The following is an 18,891-nucleotide window of genomic DNA, read 5'->3' as shown; positions in this document are numbered from 1 at the left end:
TATGGCGTGTAAATTCGGCTCGCCCGCCGAGAGGATGAAATATGCGATTCATACCTTGGTCGGTGGTGTGGCGCGGATTGCTACTGTTATAAAGCCGTCCCCAAGGGGCCGTGGTTCGTTGTGTTTTGAATTTTGAATGCCTATAATCCGCGCGGCTTGCGCCGTGGTAAGGCCACTTTGTACAAGATCTCTACGGGTTGTGTAACGAGTGATCAGCAAGCTCGCCCGAGCCACACAAAATTAACGGGCGCCCCGTCTTTCAGGGCAACAAGGTGTTTTTCCTGTGAAAAAAAACAGACCTGTCAATTTAGACATTTCTACTATCAAGCTCCCTGCACCAGCGTTGGTTTCTATTCTGCACCGTATTTCCGGTGTGGTGCTCTTCGCTGTCGTTGCACTTCTTCTGTGCATGCTGGACTCCAGTCTGGAATCTGAGCAGGGTTTCCAAAAAGTAGCAGAGTTTTTTACCAGTGTTCCGGCAAAGCTCGTTTTGTGGGCTTCACTCGCTGCGCTCATTTATCACCTGATCGCCGGTGTGCGTCACCTGATCATGGATATGGGCATTGGTGAGAGCCTGGAAGGCGGTCGCCGCGGCGCCATCGTCGTGCTGGTGCTTTCTGTTGCACTCATCCTGCTGGCGGGGGTCCTGATATGGTAAAGGCAGTTACAGGTTTCGGTCGTAGCGGTCTGTACGACTGGTTCATTCAGCGCATCAGTGCCGTAGTGCTGGTGGCTTATACCCTCTTTATTGTTGGGTTCATTTTCCTCTCCAAAGATTTTGGCTACGCCAGCTGGTCTGCTCTGTTCGAGCAGCGCTGGGTTCGCGTTTTCAGCCTGGTCGCTCTGATCTCCACAATTGCTCACGCCTGGATCGGTCTCTGGTCCGTGGTTACCGACTACCTCACCAACCGCATGATGGGTGGCAAAGCTACCGTACTGCGCATTCTGGTAGAGGTACTGTTGGGCGCTGTAGCCGTGTTCTACGCGGTGTGGGGCATTGAAATTCTGTGGGGTGTGTAAGACATGTCGAATATGCGAACAATTACCTTTGACGGTATCGTAGTTGGCGGCGGCGGCGCGGGTATGCGCGCTGCGCTGCAGATGGCCCAGTCCGGTTTCAAGACTGCGGTGATCACCAAAGTATTCCCGACCCGTTCGCACACGGTATCTGCCCAGGGCGGTATCACCTGTGCGATCGCCAGCGATGACCCCAACGACGATTGGCGCTGGCACATGTACGACACCGTCAAGGGCTCCGACTATATCGGTGACCAGGACGCGATCGAGTACATGTGTTCTGTAGGCCCGGAAGCCGTGTTCGAACTGGAGCACATGGGTCTGCCGTTCTCCCGTACCAAAGAAGGTCGCATCTACCAGCGTCCGTTCGGTGGCCAGTCCAAGGACTACGGCCGCGGCGGCCAGGCTGCGCGCACCTGCGCGGCAGCGGACCGTACCGGTCACGCCCTGCTGCACACCCTTTACCAGAACAACGTCAAGCACAACACCGTATTCCTGAACGAATGGTTCGCGGTAGACCTGGTGAAGAACCAGGACGGCGCGGTTGTGGGTGTTATCGCCATCTGTATTGAAGATGGCGAAGTGGTATTCATCAAATCCAAGGCGACCGTGCTCGCTACCGGTGGCGCCGGCCGTATTTTCGCGTCCACCACCAACGCGCACATCAACACCGGTGACGGCGTGGGCATGGCCCTGCGTGCGGGTGTGCCGGTGCAGGATATTGAAATGTGGCAGTTCCACCCCACCGGTATCGCCGGTGCCGGGGTACTGGTCACCGAAGGTTGTCGCGGTGAAGGCGGCTACCTGATCAACAAGGACGGCGAGCGTTTCATGGAGCGCTACGCGCCCAACGCCAAAGACCTGGCGTCCCGCGATGTCGTGGCCCGCTCCATGGTGCTGGAAATCCTCGACGGCCGCGGTGCCGGTCCGAATGCCGACCACGTGTTCCTGAAGCTGGATCACCTGGGAGAAGAACTGCTGCACAGCCGCCTGCCGGGCATCTGTGAACTGGCCAAGACCTTTGCCCACGTGGACCCGGTCAAGGCGCCGATCCCGGTTGTTCCGACCTGTCACTACATGATGGGCGGTATCCCGACCAACATTCACGGCCAGGCCCTGACCCAGGACGCCTCCGGTAACGACCAGATCGTTGAAGGCCTCTTCGCCTGTGGTGAAGTTGCATGTGTATCCGTACACGGCGCAAACCGCCTGGGCGGCAACTCCCTGCTGGACCTGGTGGTGTTCGGTCGCGCGTCCGGCCTGTTCATCGAGAAGGCCCTGCGCGAAGGTATCGAAGCCCGCGAAGCGAGCGATTCCGATATCGAAGCGGCGATGTCCCGCCTGAACCGTCTGGAAACCACCAACAATGGTGAGAAGGCGGCAGATCTGCGCACCGAGCTGCAGAACGTGATGCAGAACCACTTCGGTGTATTCCGTCGCGGCGACTACATGGCCGAAGGCGTGAAGAAACTGGAAAGCCTGCGCGAGCGTATCGCCAACGTGCGTCTGGACGACAAGTCCCGCGCGTTCAACACCGCGCGTATCGAAGCGCTGGAACTGCAAAACCTGCTGGAAGTGGCAGAAGCCACCGCGATCGCTGCGGAAGTCCGCACCGAGAGCCGCGGCGCCCACGCCCGCGAAGACTTCCAGGAGCGCGACGACGAAAACTGGCTGTGCCACTCCATGTTCTTCCCGGCGGAAAAACGTGTTGGCAAGCGTGCGGTTAACTTTGCGCCCAACACTGTGCCAGCTTTCGAACCGAAAGCGCGTACCTACTAATTCGGGAGCGGAAAGAACATGTTGAAAGTAAGCGTCTACCGTTACAACCCGGAAACCGATTCTGCACCTTACATGCAGGATTACGAACTGGACACTCAGGGCAAGGACCTGATGGTGCTGGACGTACTGGAGCTGTTGAAGGCCCAGGACCCGTCACTGGCATTCCGTCGCTCCTGCCGTGAGGGTGTGTGTGGCTCCGACGGTATGAACATTTCCGGCAAGAATGGCCTTGCCTGTATCATGCCGATCTCCCAGGCTGCCCCCAAAGGCAAACTGGTACTGCGTCCGCTGCCCGGCCTGCCGGTGATCCGCGACCTGGTTGTGGATATGGAGCAGTTCTACACCCAGTACAAGAAGATCGAGCCCTACCTGCAGAACAGCTCCCCGGCTCCGGCCATCGAGCGCCTGCAGTCACCGGAAGAGCGTGAAAAGCTGGATGGCCTGTACGAGTGTATTCTCTGCGCCTGCTGTTCCACTGCGTGTCCGTCTTTCTGGTGGAACCCCGACAAGTTCATCGGCCCCGCGGGCCTGCTGCAGGCTTACCGCTTCCTGGCGGACAGCCGCGATACCGCGACCGACGAGCGCCTCGGTAAACTGGATGACCCGTTCAGCGTTTTCCGCTGCCACGGTATCCAGAACTGTGTGAACGTATGTCCGAAGGGTCTGAACCCCACCCGGGCCATCGGCCACATCCGCAATATGCTGATAACCCGCGCTGTATAGCGTATGGGTTTAGCCACCATAGATAATCACAATTAAGCCGACAGCAGCGCAGGTGTCAGGCTTATACGAAAAAGGGGAGGTGTCTTTTCAGCGCCTCCCCTTTTGTGAGTGAAAAGACAGGAAAGAGCGGCGCGGAATTTAAAGGGTGCGCGTCGTCAATTGAGGTAGGCATTAATGCACGAAAGCACTATGGAGGAGCTCTGGCGGACTTCGCACATCTCCGGTGGTAACGCCGGATACGTGGAAGACCTGTACGAGACCTATCTGCACGACCCCAGTGGTGTACCGGAAGAATGGCGCAATTACTTTGACAGCCTGCCGCGCGTAAACGGTGGCGATGTCTCACATGCTGCCATTCGTCAGCATTTCGAATTGTTGGCGAAAAACCGTACCCGCCCGCTGTCCGCCCCCGGCGCCGGCTCAGTCAATGTTGAGCACGAGCGCAAGCAGATCAAAGTTCTGCAGCTGATCAACTCCTACCGTCACCGCGGCCACAAGAAGGCCACCCTCGACCCGCTGGGCCTGATGGCGCGCGAGCAGGTGCCGGATCTGCAACTGAATTACCACGGCCTCACCGAGGGCGATTTCGATACCACCTTCCAGACCGGCGACCTGTTCTTCGGCAAAGGTGAAGCCACCCTGCGCGAAATTGTTCAAGGTCTGGAGAGAACCTACTGTGGCACCCTCGGTGCAGAGATCATGCACCTGTCCAATCTGGACGAGCAGCAGTGGTTCCAGCAGCGCCTTGAGCGCAGCCAGTCCAAGCCCAGCTTCGGCAACGACATCCGTGTTGAGATTCTGCAGCGCCTGTCTGCCGCAGAAGGCCTCGAGCGTCACCTGGACTCCAAATACCCGGGCACCAAGCGTTTCGGCGTGGAAGGTGGCGAGAGCCTGATCCCGCTGATGGACGCGCTGATCCGCCGCTCCGGCACCTACGGTGTGAAGGAAGTGGTGATCGGTATGGCCCACCGCGGCCGTCTGAATACCCTGGTCAACATCCTGGGTAAAAACCCGGCGGATCTGTTCGAAGAATTCGAAGGTAAGAAAACCCTCGATACCTCCGGTGACGTTAAGTACCACCAGGGCTTCTCTTCCAACGTAATGACCCCGGGTGGCGAAGTGCACCTGGCGCTGGCTTTCAACCCCTCGCACCTTGAAATCTGTGCGCCGGTAGTTGTGGGCTCCGTGCGTGCGCGCCAGGATCGCCGTGGCGACGCCGCTGGCGAAAAGGTAATGCCGATCAATATCCACGGTGATGCGGCGTTTGCCGGTCAGGGCGTAGTGCAGGAAACCCTGCAAATGTCCCAGACCCGCGGTTACTACACCGGCGGCAGCATCCACCTGGTGCTGAACAACCAGGTGGGCTTCACCACCAGCAAGCGTGAAGATGCGCGCTCCACCGAGTACTGCACCGATGTGGCGAAGATGATCGACGCCCCGGTTCTGCACGTGAATGGCGATGACCCGGAAGCGGTGGTGCTGGCCGGTCTGCTGGCAGTGGATTACCGCTACGAATTCAAGAAAGACATCGTCATCGATCTGGTGTGTTACCGCCGTCGCGGCCACAACGAGACCGACGACCCCTCCGGCACCCAGCCGCTGATGTACCAGGCCATCCGCAAGCAGAAGACTACCCGTACCCTGTATGCGGAAAAGCTGGTGGCGGAAGCCGTACTGGACAAGGATGCGGCGGACGCGCTGGCAAACGATTACCGCGATAAGCTGGACCGTGGCGAAGACGTGGCTACCGGCCTCATCAAGGAGCCGGATTCCTCCATGTTCGTGGACTGGACTCCATACCTGAACCACGAGTGGACCGCAGAAGGCGACACCAGCTTCCCGCTGACCAAACTGAAAGATGTGGCCAACCGCATGACCACTGTGCCGGACGGCATCGTGATGCAGCGCCAGGTTGCCAAGATCTACGAAGACCGTCGCAAGATGGCCGGTGGCGGCCTCGAGCTGAACTGGGGTATGGCGGAAACCCTGGCCTACGGCACGCTGCTGGAGCAGGGCTACATGATCCGCTTCACCGGTGAGGACGTGGGTCGCGGTACCTTCTCCCATCGCCACGCGGTACTGCACAGCCAGAAAGACGGCCAGACCTATGTGCCGCTGCAGCACATGTACGAGGGCCAGCCGCGTTTCGACATGTACGACTCGCTGCTGTCCGAGGAAGCGGTACTGGCATTCGAATACGGCTACGCCACCACCACCCCGAAATCTCTGGTGGTGTGGGAAGCGCAGTTCGGTGACTTCGCCAACGGCGCGCAGGTGGTGATCGACCAGTTCATCACTTCCGGTGAGCACAAGTGGGGCCGTATGTGCGGTCTGGTAATGTTGCTGCCGCACGGCTACGAAGGCCAGGGCCCGGAGCACTCCTCCGCGCGTCTCGAGCGCTTCATGCAGCTGTGTGCCGAGCACAACATCCAGGTGTGTAACGCCACCACCCCGGCGCAGATTTTCCACCTGCTGCGCCGCCAGGCGGTCCGCCCGATGCGCCGCCCGCTGGTGATCATGAGCCCGAAGTGGATTCTGCGTCACAAGCTCGCGACCTCTACCCTGGACGAGCTGGCCAACGGCAAATTCCACAACGTAATCCAGGATCAGGGTGTGGATCCCGCCAAGGTGAAACGACTGATCCTTTGTTCCGGCAAGGTTTACTACCATCTGCTGGAAGCGCGCATGGAGCGCGAACAGGAGGACGTGGCATTCGTTCGTATCGAACAGCTGTACCCGTTCCCGGACGACGAATTCCTGGCCGCAGTGTCCGCATTCAAGAACATCGAGAGTGTGGCCTGGTGTCAGGAAGAACCGATGAACCAGGGCGCCTGGTACTCCAGCCAGCACCACCTGCGTCGACTGCTGAAAGAGGCACATCCGAAGCTGGAACTGGAATACGTCGGTCGCGCGGCATCTGCTGCACCGGCGGCGGGCTACATGTCCACGCACCTGGAAGAACAGAACAAGTTCATCAACGAGGCGCTGACTGTCAACTAAGGCAGCAGTACAACGAAGAGCAGGGTGCCGAGAAAAATCAGTTTTTTCCGGCACCCCAGAGCAATCTCAGGAAACAGGAACAATGACCATCGAGATTAAAGCGCCAACTTTCCCGGAATCCGTTCAGGACGGCACCGTTGCCACCTGGCACAAACAACCGGGTGAAGCCGTGTCCCGCGATGAACTGATCGTGGATATTGAAACCGACAAAGTGGTGCTGGAAGTTGTTGCGCCGGCAGACGGCGTCCTCAGTGAAATCATCAAGGGCGAGGGTGAAACCATCCTGTCCAACGAAGTGATCGCGATTCTGACCGAAGGCGCCGCTGGCAGCACCGCTGCAGCAGCACCCGCCGCGGAAGCACCAGCGGCTGCGCCGGCTCCTGCCGCCACTGCCGACAAGATTGCCATGCCGTCTGCCAAGAAAATGGCCGCCGAGAAAGGCGTTGACCTGGCCGGCGTTGAAGGCAGCGGTAAAGGCGGTCGCGTGCTGAAAGAAGACGTGATGAAAGCGGGCTCAGCACCAGCACCGGCTGCTGCACCGGCTGCGGCTGCGCAGGTTGTGGTTGCACCGGGCGAGCGCGTCGAGAAGCGTGTACCGATGACCCGTATGCGCAAGCGCATCGCCGAGCGTCTGCTGGACGCTTCCCAGTCCACCGCCATGCTCACTACCTTCAACGAAGTGAACATGAAGCCGATCATGGACCTGCGTGCGAACTACAAGGACCTGTTCGAGAAGACCCACAACGGCACCCGTCTGGGTTTCATGGGCTTCTTCGTAAAAGCTGCTGTAGAAGCGCTGAAGCGTTACTCCGCGGTGAACGCGTCCATCGACGGTGACGATATCGTTTACCACGGCTACCAGGACATCGGTGTAGCGGTTTCCTCTCCGAAAGGTCTGGTAGTGCCGATTCTGCGCAGCGCCGAGAACATGGGCCTGGCGGATATCGAAAACAACATCCGTGACATGGGCCTGCGCGCGCGTGACGGCAAACTGTCCATCGAAGAGATGACCGGCGGCACCTTCACCATCACCAACGGTGGTGTGTTCGGTTCCCTGCTGTCCACCCCGATCCTGAACCCGCCGCAAACCGCCATCCTCGGTATGCACAAGATCCAGGATCGCCCGATGGCGGTAAACGGCAAGGTAGAAATCCTGCCGATGATGTACCTGGCTCTGTCTTACGACCACCGCCTGATCGACGGCAAGGAAGCGGTTGGCTTCCTGGTAGCGATCAAGGAAATGATCGAAGACCCGGCGCGCATCCTGCTGGAAGTGTAAGCGCTTCGAATATTGGAGATGGGGCGACTGCATTGGCGGTCGCCCTAAAAAATGAGCCAGTCCGTCTGGCATCAGCGGCAACAAGACCGCCTCAGGGAATACCGGGCAGATCCCCGGTTTTGCGGTAGAAACCCGCATCCGTTGAATCCACTCAAATTTGGAACAGACCATGTCAGAAAAATTTGACGTAATCGTAATCGGCTCTGGCCCCGGTGGTTATGTGGCCGCAATCCGCGCAGCGCAGCTGGGTCTGAAAACTGCCTGTGTTGAAAAATGGGTGAACCAAGAAGGCAAGACCATCAACGGTGGTACCTGTCTGAACGTGGGCTGTATCCCGTCCAAGGCGCTGCTGGACAGCTCCTGGAAATACCACGAAGCGAAAGACGCTCTCGACGTACACGGTATCGAAACTGGCAAGGTCAAGATCGACGTCAAGAAAATGATCGAGCGTAAAGACGGCGTTGTTAAGCAGATGTCTGGCGGTATCGCCGGTCTGTTCATGGCCAACAAAGTGACCTCCATCCAGGGTACCGGCAAGCTGCTGGCTGGCAAGAAAGTGGAAGTTACCGATAAAGATGGCAACGTCACCGTCTATGAAGCCGAAAACGTGATCCTGGCTTCCGGCTCTGTTCCGGTGAACATTCCGCCGGCGCCGGTAGACAACAAAATCATCGTGGACTCCACTGGTGCACTGGAATTCACCGACGTACCGAAGCGCCTGGGCGTAATCGGCGCGGGTGTAATCGGTCTGGAACTGGGCTCCGTATGGAACCGTCTGGGTGCCGACGTGGTTGTGCTGGAAGCCCTCGACAGCTTCCTGGCCATCATGGACCAGCAGATCGCCAAAGAAGCGCAGAAGATCCTGAAAAAGCAGGGTCTGGATATTCGCCTGTCCTGTCGCGTAACCGGCAGTGAAGTAAAAGGCAAAGAAGTTGTGGTTACCTACCAGGACAAGGAAGGTAACGAGCATCAGGAAACCTTCGACAAGCTGATCGTGTGCGTCGGCCGTCGTCCGTTCACCGAAGGCCTGCTGTCCGAAGACGCCGGTGTAAAACTGGACGAGCGCGGCTTCATCTACGTCAACGACCTGTGCATGACTTCTGCACCGGGCGTGTGGGCGGTAGGTGACGTGGTGCGTGGCCCGATGCTGGCGCACAAGGCCTCTGAAGAAGGCGTTGTGGTGGCAGAGCGCATCGCCGGCCAGAAGCCGATGATGAACTACGACGTGATCCCGAACGTGATCTACACCCACCCGGAAATTGCCGCGGTAGGTCGTACCGAAGAACAGGTTAAAGCCGACGGCGAACCCTACAATATCGGTGTTTTCCCGTTTGTAGCTTCCGGTCGTGCCGTAGCCGCGAACGAAACTGCAGGCATGGTAAAAATTATCGCGCACGCAGAAACCGACCGCGTACTGGGCGCCCACATTGTTGGCCCGTCTGCAGCGGATCTGGTACAGCAGGTCGCGATTGCGATGGAATTCGGTTCCAGTGCGGAAGACATCGGCATGACCGTGTTCGGTCACCCGACCCTGTCTGAAACAGTGAAGGAAGCGGCGCTTGCGGTGAACGGCCACGCGATTCACATCGCCAACCGTAAAAAGCGCAAGTAAGCGATTCGCGATGTCGGGGCGGAAACTGAAACTTCCGCCCCGGTTTCATTTCAGAATCCTGATTTTGCAACGGCAGTTTTTTGCCAGCTTGAAATCGGGGTTCTGTCTAAAGGTGCAGAGTAATCTGCAATTGGTAAACACATTTCAAATGTGAATTGGTATTGACTATGAACTTGCATGAGTATCAGGGCAAACAACTGTTTGCAGCATACGGATTGCCGGTTTCCAAAGGCATTGCAGCGGAAACCCCGGCAGCAGCAGCAGCGGCAGCAGACGTAATCGGCGGAAACAAGTGGGTTGTTAAGGCCCAGGTACACGCCGGTGGCCGCGGTAAAGCGGGCGGCGTTAAGCTGGTGGACTCCAAGGCAGAAATCGAAGAATTCGCCAAGAAGTGGCTGGGCAACAACCTGGTAACTTATCAGACAGACGAAAAAGGTCAGCCGGTTTCCCGCATTCTGGTGGAAAGCTGCACCGACATCGACCAGGAACTGTACCTGGGTGCGGTCCTTGACCGTGCTACCCGTCGCATCGTTTTCATGGCCTCCACCGAAGGCGGCGTTGAGATCGAGAAAGTAGCGGAAGAGACTCCGGAAAAAATCCTGAAAGCCATCATCGACCCGCTGGTAGGCGCTCAGCCTTACCAGGCGCGTGAGCTGGCATTCAAACTGGGCCTCGAAGGCGACCAGATCAAGCAGTTCACCAAGATCTTCCTGGGCCTCGCCAAGATGTTCAAAGAAAAAGATCTGGCCCTGCTGGAAATCAACCCGCTGGTAATCACCCCAGAGAAGAACCTGCACTGTCTGGATGCCAAGATCGTGATCGACAGCAACGCGCTGTACCGTCACCCGGACCTGCGTGAAATGCACGACCCGTCTCAGGACGACGCTCGTGAAGCACACGCTGCCAAGTGGGACCTGAACTACGTAGCGCTCGATGGCAACATCGGCTGCATGGTGAACGGCGCCGGTCTGGCCATGGGCACCATGGACATCGTTAACCTGCACGGCGGCAAGCCGGCCAACTTCCTGGACGTTGGCGGCGGCGCAACCAAAGAGCGCGTTATCGAAGCGTTCAAGATCATTCTGTCTGACGAGAACGTGAAGGCAGTTCTGATCAACATCTTCGGCGGTATCGTTCGCTGCGACATGATCGCAGAAGGCGTGATCGGCGCAGTGAAAGAAGTCGGCGTAAAAGTGCCGGTTGTTGTGCGCCTTGAAGGTAACAACGCCGACCTGGGTGCCAAGGTACTGAGCGAAAGCGGCCTGAACATCATCGCAGCTACCAGCCTGACCGATGCTGCTCAGCAGGTAGTAAAAGCCGCGGAGGGTAAATAATCATGTCCGTATTGATTAACAAAGACACCAAAGTAATCTGCCAGGGCTTCACCGGCTCCCAGGGTACTTTCCACTCCGAGCAAGCGATTGCTTACGGCACCAAAATGGTTGGTGGTGTAACTCCGGGTAAAGGCGGCCAGACTCACCTGGGCCTGCCGGTATTCGACACCGTGAAAGAAGCGGTTGAAGCTACCGGTGCAGAAGCGTCCGTAATCTACGTTCCGGCGCCTTTCTGTAAAGACTCCATCCTGGAAGCTGCCAACGGCGGCATCAAGCTGATCGTGTGCATCACCGAAGGCATTCCTACCATGGACATGCTGGATGCCAAGGTTAAGTGCGACGAGCTGGGCGTACGCCTGATCGGCCCGAACTGCCCGGGCGTGATCACTCCCGGTGAGTGCAAAATCGGCATCATGCCGGGTCACATCCACCTGCCGGGCAAAGTGGGCATCGTTTCCCGCTCTGGCACCCTGACCTATGAAGCTGTTAAGCAGACTACCGACTACGGCTTCGGCCAGTCCACCTGCGTGGGCATCGGTGGCGACCCCATCCCGGGCTCCAACTTCATCGACATTCTGGAAATGTTCCAGAACGACCCGCAGACCGAAGCGATCGTAATGATCGGTGAGATCGGCGGCTCCGCTGAAGAAGAAGCGGCTGCTTACATCAAAGCAAACGTCACCAAGCCGGTTGTTTCCTACATCGCTGGTGTAACCGCTCCTCCCGGCAAGCGCATGGGCCACGCTGGTGCGATCATCTCCGGTGGTAAAGGCACTGCCGACGAGAAATTTGCTGCTCTGGAAGACGCCGGTGTTAAAACCGTTCGCTCCCTGGCGCAGATTGGCGACGCACTGAAGGAAATTACTGGCTGGTAAGCCGATAGTTTCTAGTTGCTGAAAAAGGCGGCCCCGTGAGGGGCCGCCTTTTTTTTTGCCCGCGGGCGTGTAAAGTAACTTACCGCTTCGGCAAGTGACCTCTTCGGTGAATTCCATGATAAGAAAAATTACTTTGCTGTCCTGTTTGGCTGTTTTTTCATCCCTCACTGGATGTGCCTTCAGCGCCGGTGGCGACGTTACCGCGGCGCACTTCGACGGACAGCTTCCCACGGCGTATGACTACCAGTTACTGAATCACCGCGGTCGAGCGCAAACACTTCTGCAGATGGTTTCCGAACTGGAAAAAGAAGATGTGGTGTTTATCGGTGAATACCACGGCAATCAGGCATCTCACCTGCTTGAAATGCAGGTTTTGGCTGCGCTGCATCGGCGCAACCTGGCCGCTAACCGTCAAACCGTCCTCAGCTTGGAAATGTTCAACCGCGATCAGCAGGCCATCCTGAATGACTATATTGCGGGCACCATTGGCGAGAAATATCTGATTGATGAAGCGCCGGCCTGGAAGAACTACCAGGGTAGTTATCGACCGCTGGTTGAATATGCCAAGCAAAATGGCATCCCGGTCATTGCCGCCAATGCTGCAGGGGATATTGTGCGCTGTATAGGGCGGCAGGCCGAAGGCTATGTCGAGAAACTCGATCAGACCGAAAAAATGTATATCGCCAGACAGCCGTTTGCGGAAATTCCCGGCTATAGCGAGAAATTTTATGGCCTGATGGGCGGCACTGCAGAGAACCCAAGCCAGCACCAGCGTCAGGCGTATCTGGGGCAAATCACCAGGGACAACACCATGGCGGAGTCCATTGCCGAGGCCCTGATGCAATCGCCGGGCGCACAAGTTGTGCATATCAACGGTAGTTTCCACAGTGAGGACCACCTGGGAACGGTGGCTGCGCTCAAGCGACTGGGGCCGGGGCTGAACGTGAGTGTGATCACGCCGATCCATCTGGATGAGTTCAGCGCGCTGCAAGGTGAGAGTCTGCTCAGCGAGCGCGATGACGATTTTTATTACCTGCTCAATTCACAGCCAAAAGAATTTGTGAATAGCGATTACATGAAGAAAGTGCGCAAGGAAATGTTCGATAAGGCGAGAGAGAAGGGCGAAAGCTGCAAATAACCAGTATCGCAGGCAGCCCAAATTGTTCGCGCGCAGAGCATTCAAACAACAGATTTTTATACCGTACAAGAGGAGATTCCCTATGGCCACCGAAGGAACTCAATTCGAATATTCCTGTTTCGATGTGTCGATTGCCGACCATGTTGCCCATGTGCAGTTGTCGCGCCCGGATCAGATGAACACCATGAACAAGGCATTCTGGAAAGAGTTGCCGGCTCTGATCGGAAAAATCGATGGAGAATCGCTGGCGCGGGTGATCGTGATTTCTTCCACCGGTAAGCACTTTTCAGCGGGGATGGACCTCTCGGTATTTTCCGATCCGCATGCGGTGCCCATGACCGGCGACCCAGGGCGCATGGGCGAGAACCTGCGCCGTGTGGTGATGCAGCTGCAGGACAGCCTGAGCTCGCTGGAGAAAGCCAGAGTCCCGGTACTGGTTGCCATTCACGGCGGTTGCATTGGCGGCGCACTGGATATGGTGTGCGCGGCGGACTGCCGTTACGCATCAGAGGATGCGTTTTTCACCATCAAGGAAACCGAGCTGGGCATGACCGCGGATGTCGGTACCTTGCAGCGTTTCCCCAAGCTGGTTTCTCAGGGCATGGTGCGCGAACTCGCGTACACCGGGCGTAAATTCAGTGCCAGTGAAGCGCAAACCATGGGGCTGGTGAACAAGGTGTTTGCCGATCACGAAGCGCTGATTGCGGGCGTGCTGGAAATTGCCACACAGATTGCGGCGAACTCCCCACTGGCGGTAGTGGGCTGCAAGGAAATGCTGAATTACAGTCGGGACCACTCGGTGGAAGACAGCCTGCGCTATATGGCCACATGGCAGTCGGGCATGTTTCGTCAGGACGACATGATGAAATCCTTCATCGCAAAGTCACAGAAGTCCCAGCCCGCATTCGATGAGGTGTGGCCGGTAGCTCCGTTATTTGATGAATAATCGTGCACATACATTTTGGTGAAATAAAAACGGACCTCATGTTAGGTCCGTTTTTTTATGTGTTGACTTTGTTCGGGGAAAGGGGCATTTGGCCAAGTGTTTTATTTGGCGCCAGTTTTATCGCTAATTTAACACAGTGCACTTTTCTGGATATTAAATTGGTGGCACTTTCACCCATTGGGTCCGGGGCGCATCATTGGAGGGAAGGCTTTGTTGCGATGGCTTTTTTTGCTGGTCGGCATTTCATCTATTTGGAACTGTAGTGCAGATTCCAGTTTGGCTATTTCTCGCGAAAAGGAAGCGAATATGTTCGGAAAGGGAAAGAACGAAGAAACCTTTGTGATTGCATCACCTCTGGCTGGAGTGTTACTGCAAGATGGTAAGCCTGTAGCGAATGCCCGTATATTGCGACGGCTGACTTGGAATGGCAATGAAGAAGGCGTGCTGCAGGAATTTTCTACAGATGGTGACGGACGTTTTTCATTGCCTGCACATGAAGAGAGTCTGAGCTTCAACTTTTTGGTTCAGTTTGTGGCGAAGTCGAAAATTTATGTTGAGCGAGAAGAATCTGATCAGCTTATTTGGTATGCGCCGAAGTTCTCCAAAGAGTTGTACTCGGAGATGGGGGGGGAGTTGAAGGGGGTAACCTGTGATCTATTAAATCCGAAAAATGCGGTGGATATAGGAAGCTGGAGAGTGCTCACAAGATGTAGTTGGCAACAATAACTACTAAATGTGCAAGTTTAAAGGGATGTTATATGGCAATTTTTCTAGAGCCTTTCGACGCGGCGGATTTGGCGCTTGGGGTTTATTCGGTTAATGCCGGTGATGAAGATGAGTTGGAGCTTTTTTTAGCGAAACCTCTATTTGCCAAGCAGAAGAGCTCTACAAAAGTGAATGTACAGGGCCCCAAAATACTTGAAGCACAAGTTGGTGGGCGAATTTTTAGGCGAGCTCAAGACAGCTTCGGGCTTTGTGCTAGAGGGGATGGGCTTTATCGGAATCATTTGTTCCTTGTTTTTAGAGGAACAACCGAGGCTAACAATAAAGCGGATTTTGTGACCGATGCTCGTATCGGTATTACAACGTCAAAAGCCGGATTACCAGTGCATATCGGGTTTAATCAGACTTTTAACAGTATGTTGCCTGAGATACGTGAATTTGTCGCAGGAACGGATACAACCGGGCCGGTACATTGTATCGGGCATAGCCTCGGTGGAGCCGTGGCGTCACTAGCGGCCGACTGGGTATCGAGAAATACCTCTCGTGCAGTCAAACTGTACACATTTGGTGCCCCACGTGTCGGTACCGACTGGTTTGTAAAGCAGACGACTTCATCTGTCGGTCGGGAGAATATGTACCGTGTTTACCATAAGACCGACCCGGTGCCGATGGTTGCGCTTTATCCCTTTATGCAGGCTCCTTACGGCTCATCAGGTCACTATATTTATTCGTCCGAGCCGCTGATTTCTGGCGCTGCACATGCCATGACGAAGTATTCAGACTCCGTCGGCAGCAAATCTTGGGAACAGGTTAGTGACATTCCGGATCAGCCTTATGACCTGGAGGCGGCAGTTGAGGGGTGGCTCAAATCCAAATCCCCAATCGACAGCGGCAGCCCGGCATTCTGGCGCTGGGTAGATGCGGCGCTAATCTATGTTGTGAAAAAGGTATTGATGGGAGCGGTGCTTTTACTGCAGGGCGCGTTTGTCGGCATTCTGACCGTAGCGGACAAGCTCGCTATCATACTTGAACGAGGGTTACATCTCGCCGAACACATCAGTCTATGGGTGGAATTGCTGATCCGGAAACTGCTGGTTGCGCTCGGAATGAAAGTTGAAGCGAGCAAGGAAGCCATTACCCGTTCACTTATTCGGCAGGTGCTGGTGCGCCTCACCGAGAAGGCCAATCGGGAGGCGCGCAATGCGCTGAGGAAACTGTGAGTTTTCTGATTTTGTTCGGGAAGCTTGTGGTTTCCTTCCTGCTGTTGGTGGCAGTTATCGTTGGAGCCCTTATGGCCAATCCGCAGTGGCACAGTGGTAACTATCGTCCCGCTGCGGGTTATGCGTCCGGCTTTATCTTTTTTATCGGGGGACTGGCTGGTTTTTATTTGCTCTGGTTTGGCTGATTCAAACCGACTTCCCGAACACCGGATTTCAGTGTAAAAAGCGCTGGTCAGTGCCCGCAACGGGCACTTTTACTCCGGTGATGTTCCGCCATGAACCCTGTTCTGACTGCTACGTCATTGCTGGTAATTAGCAATGTGTTTATGACGTTTGCCTGGTACTCCCACCTCAAAGAGCTGAGCCACAAGCCCTGGGTCATCGCCGCCCTGGTGAGCTGGGGGATTGCGCTGTTTGAGTATATGTTCCAGGTGCCGGCCAACCGCATCGGTTATTCGGCACTGAATGTGGGGCAGCTGAAAATCCTGCAGGAGGTGATCACGCTGTCGGTGTTCGTACCGTTTGCGGTGTATTACCTGAAGGAGCCGCTGAAGCTGGACTACCTGTGGGCGGGGCTGTGTATTCTGGGGGCGGTATTCTTTATCTTCCGCAGCAAGTGGGCAGGCGCCTGAGGTCAGTCGGCTTCACAGGAATAGCCGCGCAGTGACCGCCAGCTGCATTCACACAACGAAAAAGGAAACACGATGACGGGCTTTTACGTGGGGGCCTATGCGACGGCCCCGGTGACACAATCCTGGAACCCCGAGGTACAGACGGCTTACTTCAACGGCCTGAAGGCGATTCCGGGGGTTCGCGGGCTGGAGCATCCGTTTACTGGGGCGCTGCACGGGCAGGATGATGCCTGGTTTCTGGCAAACGTAGATCCGAGCTGGGATTTCGTGTTCACCGGTATTCCCGGGGTGATGGGGCGTCTGGGGGAGGATGCGAGTTTCGGTATCGCCTCCAGCGCGGAAGCGGGCCGCCAGGCGGCGCTGGCGTTTTACCAGCAGGCGCGACAGGCGATCCTCAAGCTCAACCGCCACCTGGGAAGGCAGGCGGTGAAGGTGATGATGCTCCACACCGCGCCGCGCCCAGCAGACGGTGTGTACCCGGATATGGCGGCACTGGTTGCATCGCTGGAAGAGATGCAGACCTGGGACTGGGATGGCGCGGCACTGGTGATTGAACACTGTGACACCCAGATCGAAGGCCAGGCACCGTCCAAGGGCTTTCTGACGATCGAGTCCGAGATAGCAGCCATCGCCGAAGTAAACCGCAAAACCGGTAGCGAGATTGGCCTGTGCATCAACTGGGGCCGCTCGGCGCTGGAAACGCGCAGCGTGGACGGACCGGTGCAGCACATTGAGGCCGCGCGCGCGGCAGGCTTGTTGAAAGGGCTGATGTTCTCCGGTGTATCCGGTGCGGAAAGTCCCTACGGTAGCTGGCAGGACACCCACATGCCGCCGGCGGGTGAGGCCAGTACCGGCGCGTTCGAACCTTGTTCCATGCTCAGCGAGGCGGAGTTCCGCCGCTGTGTGGAAGCCGCAGACCCGCAGGCGCTCGACTATATGGGCATCAAGATCGGGGTGCGCCCGGAATCCCTGGATACCGCTGAGCGGCTCGCCTATATCGAAAGCGCGCTGAACATGCTGCAGCGCGCGGTCGGCTAAGCGTTTTCTGAATCATTTTGCATAAAAAAGCGGGCATTGCGCCCGCTTGCTCAGAATTGCGCGAGTTCGTCGCGCAGGTCTTGCTCCAGTTCCTCGGCCTCGATAATCCACACGCTGTCGTCGGCGCCGGGGAATACCCCTACAGAAATCCCGTCCTTGCTCAGTCCCGGCAGCCAGCGGTTCAGGAATTGGGGCAGGGGGATACCGCGGGGCTTAAGGTCGGTCTCTCCTTTGGCATACTCTTGCGCGAATGCCTCCAGCGGCCACAGTGGCAGATATTCCACCGCGTCCTGGTCTTCGCTGTGCAGCTTCAGGAACTGCTCGTCGTCGTTCACCAGAATCCACACCTCCCGCTCTTCGCCAACCATTCCAATGAAATAGTCATAGCGGGATTCATCGTCCATTTCGAGGATGGCTTTCAGGTCGTCATTGCTCATCGCTTGGGTAACTCTCAGTATCGGGTCTCAATCCCGCTAAGGTTACGCTACTCCGAGGCTTCTCCCAACGCTTTCTCTGTCTAAAGTGGCCTCGGCTCAGGGGGCTCTCGTCGGCTTCTGCTAGTCTGCCAAGATCGACTCAGTGATTTCCTAACCCCCGCAGCGACCGCTCAGGAGCAGGCAATATGCCGACAATCACCACCAAGGATGGCGCCAAGATTTACTTCAAGGATTGGGGCTCCGGGCAACCCATTGTGTTTCACCACGGCTGGCCGTTGAGCGGAGACGACTGGGATGCGCAGATGCTGTTTTTCGTGAATCAGGGGTTCCGCGTGGTCGCCCACGACCGCCGCGGCCACGGGCGCTCCAGCCAGATCGACAGCGGGCATGACATGGACCACTACGCGTTGGATGTCGCTGCGGTCACCGAGCACCTGGGGCTGAGTGATGCGGTGCATATCGGGCACTCCACCGGTGGTGGTGAGGCGGCCAGTTACGTGGCGCGTTATGGCAAGGGCAGGGTGGACAAGCTGGTGATGATTGGCGCAGTGCCGCCGATTATGCTGAAAAGCGCCTCCAACCCGGAAGGTACGCCGCTCGAGGTGTTCGATGACTTCCGCGCGCAGCTCGCGGCCAACCGCGCGCAGTTCTACCTGGATGTCGCCAGCGGCCCGTTCTACGGCTTCAATCGCGACGATGCCAAGGTGTCACAGGGCATGATCGAGAACTGGTGGCGGCAGGGAATGATGGGCAGCGCCCTGGCGCACTACCACGGCATCAAGGCGTTTTCGGAAACCGATTTCACCGAAGACCTGAAAAGGATCGAAGTTCCCACGCTGGTGATGCACGGTGACGACGATCAGGTTGTCCCGATCAACGCCTCCGGCATCAAGTCCGCGGAGATCATCAAGAACGCGACCCTGAAAGTGTATAAGGGGTATTCCCACGGCATGGCGACAACCCATGCGGATGAAATCAATAACGACATACTGAACTTTATCCGCAGTTAGGCAGTGCTTCGTTGTCAGAAATTTTTCGCCGCATCCGCCGGCAGGACTTGCTCCCTGAACTGCTCGCGCAAGAAATTCTCGTTCAGGGTCTCGTGCCAGAGACCCGATTTCTGCCCCTTGTCATAGGC

The 18,891-nt window shown here is 56.8% G+C and carries 18 protein-coding genes; 17 read left to right on the top strand and 1 reads right to left on the bottom strand.

What is annotated here, in order from left to right:
* The first annotated feature begins 283 nt into the window (after positions 1-283).
* From sdhC to VIL80_RS08685, 16 genes are all read left to right on the top strand, one after another.
* Positions 284-658 carry a succinate dehydrogenase, cytochrome b556 subunit gene (sdhC, locus tag VIL80_RS08760; protein ID WP_332035731.1) on the top strand — a complete coding sequence of 125 codons (375 nt, stop codon included), beginning with the start codon at positions 284-286 and terminating at the stop codon, positions 656-658.
* Positions 652-1,020, top strand: coding sequence for a succinate dehydrogenase, hydrophobic membrane anchor protein (gene sdhD / locus VIL80_RS08755; RefSeq protein WP_226705010.1), 369 nt, complete (start codon positions 652-654; stop codon positions 1,018-1,020). Before sdhC ends, sdhD begins: the two co-directional genes overlap by 7 nt.
* 3 nt (positions 1,021-1,023) lie before the next feature.
* Positions 1,024-2,796 carry a succinate dehydrogenase flavoprotein subunit gene (gene sdhA, locus VIL80_RS08750; protein ID WP_332035730.1) on the top strand — a complete coding sequence of 591 codons (1,773 nt, stop codon included), beginning with the start codon at positions 1,024-1,026 and terminating at the stop codon, positions 2,794-2,796.
* An 18-nt stretch (positions 2,797-2,814) separates the two neighbouring features.
* On the top strand, positions 2,815-3,519 hold the full coding sequence (locus VIL80_RS08745; protein ID WP_332035729.1) for a succinate dehydrogenase iron-sulfur subunit: 705 nt from the start codon (positions 2,815-2,817) through the stop codon (positions 3,517-3,519).
* Positions 3,520-3,693: 174 nt separating this feature from the next.
* Positions 3,694-6,519: a 2-oxoglutarate dehydrogenase E1 component gene (locus VIL80_RS08740; protein WP_332035728.1), complete on the top strand. Its 2,826-nt coding sequence runs from the start codon at positions 3,694-3,696 to the stop codon at positions 6,517-6,519.
* Positions 6,520-6,601: 82 nt separating this feature from the next.
* Complete coding sequence (odhB, locus tag VIL80_RS08735) at positions 6,602-7,798, top strand: 2-oxoglutarate dehydrogenase complex dihydrolipoyllysine-residue succinyltransferase (RefSeq protein ID WP_332035727.1); 1,197 nt, start codon at positions 6,602-6,604, stop codon at positions 7,796-7,798.
* A gap of 169 nt (positions 7,799-7,967) precedes the next feature.
* Positions 7,968-9,410, top strand: a complete 1,443-nt coding sequence (gene lpdA, locus VIL80_RS08730; RefSeq protein WP_332035726.1) for a dihydrolipoyl dehydrogenase — start codon at positions 7,968-7,970, stop codon at positions 9,408-9,410.
* A gap of 167 nt (positions 9,411-9,577) precedes the next feature.
* Positions 9,578-10,744 carry an ADP-forming succinate--CoA ligase subunit beta gene (sucC, locus tag VIL80_RS08725; protein WP_318954824.1) on the top strand — a complete coding sequence of 389 codons (1,167 nt, stop codon included), beginning with the start codon at positions 9,578-9,580 and terminating at the stop codon, positions 10,742-10,744.
* 2 nt (positions 10,745-10,746) lie between these two features.
* Positions 10,747-11,619, top strand: a complete 873-nt coding sequence (gene sucD, locus VIL80_RS08720) for a succinate--CoA ligase subunit alpha (RefSeq protein WP_318954823.1) — start codon at positions 10,747-10,749, stop codon at positions 11,617-11,619.
* 115 nt (positions 11,620-11,734) lie between these two features.
* Positions 11,735-12,757 carry a ChaN family lipoprotein gene (locus VIL80_RS08715; protein ID WP_332035725.1) on the top strand — a complete coding sequence of 341 codons (1,023 nt, stop codon included), beginning with the start codon at positions 11,735-11,737 and terminating at the stop codon, positions 12,755-12,757.
* A gap of 82 nt (positions 12,758-12,839) precedes the next feature.
* On the top strand, positions 12,840-13,703 hold the full coding sequence (locus tag VIL80_RS08710) for a crotonase/enoyl-CoA hydratase family protein (protein WP_332035724.1): 864 nt from the start codon (positions 12,840-12,842) through the stop codon (positions 13,701-13,703).
* Between the two features lie 210 nt (positions 13,704-13,913).
* Complete coding sequence (locus VIL80_RS08705) at positions 13,914-14,429, top strand: DUF6795 domain-containing protein (protein WP_332035723.1); 516 nt, start codon at positions 13,914-13,916, stop codon at positions 14,427-14,429.
* A 32-nt stretch (positions 14,430-14,461) separates the two neighbouring features.
* Positions 14,462-15,646, top strand: coding sequence for a lipase family protein (locus VIL80_RS08700; RefSeq protein ID WP_332035722.1), 1,185 nt, complete (start codon positions 14,462-14,464; stop codon positions 15,644-15,646).
* Entirely contained in the window at positions 15,643-15,831 is a 189-nt protein-coding gene (locus tag VIL80_RS08695) for a hypothetical protein (RefSeq protein ID WP_332035721.1), read from the top strand. The genes VIL80_RS08700 and VIL80_RS08695 overlap by 4 nt, the downstream gene beginning before the upstream one ends.
* 90 nt (positions 15,832-15,921) lie before the next feature.
* Positions 15,922-16,278: a DMT family protein gene (locus tag VIL80_RS08690; RefSeq protein ID WP_332035720.1), complete on the top strand. Its 357-nt coding sequence runs from the start codon at positions 15,922-15,924 to the stop codon at positions 16,276-16,278.
* A 72-nt stretch (positions 16,279-16,350) separates the two neighbouring features.
* A complete protein-coding gene (locus VIL80_RS08685; protein ID WP_332035719.1) occupies positions 16,351-17,316 on the top strand; it encodes a DUF4862 family protein in 966 nt (321 codons plus the stop codon).
* 50 nt (positions 17,317-17,366) lie between these two features.
* Here VIL80_RS08685 and VIL80_RS08680 read toward each other — a convergent pair whose 3' ends face one another.
* Entirely contained in the window at positions 17,367-17,753 is a 387-nt protein-coding gene (locus tag VIL80_RS08680; RefSeq protein WP_332035718.1) for a DUF2750 domain-containing protein, read from the bottom strand.
* Positions 17,754-17,938: 185 nt separating this feature from the next.
* On the opposite strand from VIL80_RS08680, the gene VIL80_RS08675 reads away from it, so the two are divergent.
* Complete coding sequence (locus tag VIL80_RS08675; RefSeq protein ID WP_332035717.1) at positions 17,939-18,763, top strand: alpha/beta fold hydrolase; 825 nt, start codon at positions 17,939-17,941, stop codon at positions 18,761-18,763.
* Positions 18,764-18,891 lie beyond the last annotated feature (128 nt).

The sequence above is a fragment of the Microbulbifer sp. genome (assembly GCF_036563125.1).
GTDB lineage: Bacteria > Pseudomonadota > Gammaproteobacteria > Pseudomonadales > Cellvibrionaceae > Microbulbifer.
This window is presented reverse-complemented; position numbering and strand designations above follow the sequence as displayed.

Excerpts from the sequence above, each read along its gene's own strand:
- VIL80_RS08740 (WP_332035728.1), top strand. The coding sequence starts at position 3,694 with ATGCACGAAAGCACTATGGAGGAGCTCTGGCGGACTTCGCACATCTCC.
- sucC (WP_318954824.1), top strand. The coding sequence starts at position 9,578 with ATGAACTTGCATGAGTATCAGGGCAAACAACTGTTTGCAGCATACGGA.
- VIL80_RS08700 (WP_332035722.1), top strand. The coding sequence starts at position 14,462 with ATGGCAATTTTTCTAGAGCCTTTCGACGCGGCGGATTTGGCGCTTGGG.
- VIL80_RS08745 (WP_332035729.1), top strand. The coding sequence starts at position 2,815 with ATGTTGAAAGTAAGCGTCTACCGTTACAACCCGGAAACCGATTCTGCA.
- VIL80_RS08675 (WP_332035717.1), top strand. The coding sequence starts at position 17,939 with ATGCCGACAATCACCACCAAGGATGGCGCCAAGATTTACTTCAAGGAT.
- VIL80_RS08715 (WP_332035725.1), top strand. The coding sequence starts at position 11,735 with ATGATAAGAAAAATTACTTTGCTGTCCTGTTTGGCTGTTTTTTCATCC.
- VIL80_RS08690 (WP_332035720.1), top strand. The coding sequence starts at position 15,922 with ATGAACCCTGTTCTGACTGCTACGTCATTGCTGGTAATTAGCAATGTG.
- sdhA (WP_332035730.1), top strand. The coding sequence starts at position 1,024 with ATGTCGAATATGCGAACAATTACCTTTGACGGTATCGTAGTTGGCGGC.
- odhB (WP_332035727.1), top strand. The coding sequence starts at position 6,602 with ATGACCATCGAGATTAAAGCGCCAACTTTCCCGGAATCCGTTCAGGAC.
- VIL80_RS08710 (WP_332035724.1), top strand. The coding sequence starts at position 12,840 with ATGGCCACCGAAGGAACTCAATTCGAATATTCCTGTTTCGATGTGTCG.
- lpdA (WP_332035726.1), top strand. The coding sequence starts at position 7,968 with ATGTCAGAAAAATTTGACGTAATCGTAATCGGCTCTGGCCCCGGTGGT.
- sucD (WP_318954823.1), top strand. The coding sequence starts at position 10,747 with ATGTCCGTATTGATTAACAAAGACACCAAAGTAATCTGCCAGGGCTTC.
- VIL80_RS08685 (WP_332035719.1), top strand. The coding sequence starts at position 16,351 with ATGACGGGCTTTTACGTGGGGGCCTATGCGACGGCCCCGGTGACACAA.
- VIL80_RS08680 (WP_332035718.1), bottom strand. The coding sequence starts at position 17,753 with ATGAGCAATGACGACCTGAAAGCCATCCTCGAAATGGACGATGAATCC.
- sdhD (WP_226705010.1), top strand. The coding sequence starts at position 652 with ATGGTAAAGGCAGTTACAGGTTTCGGTCGTAGCGGTCTGTACGACTGG.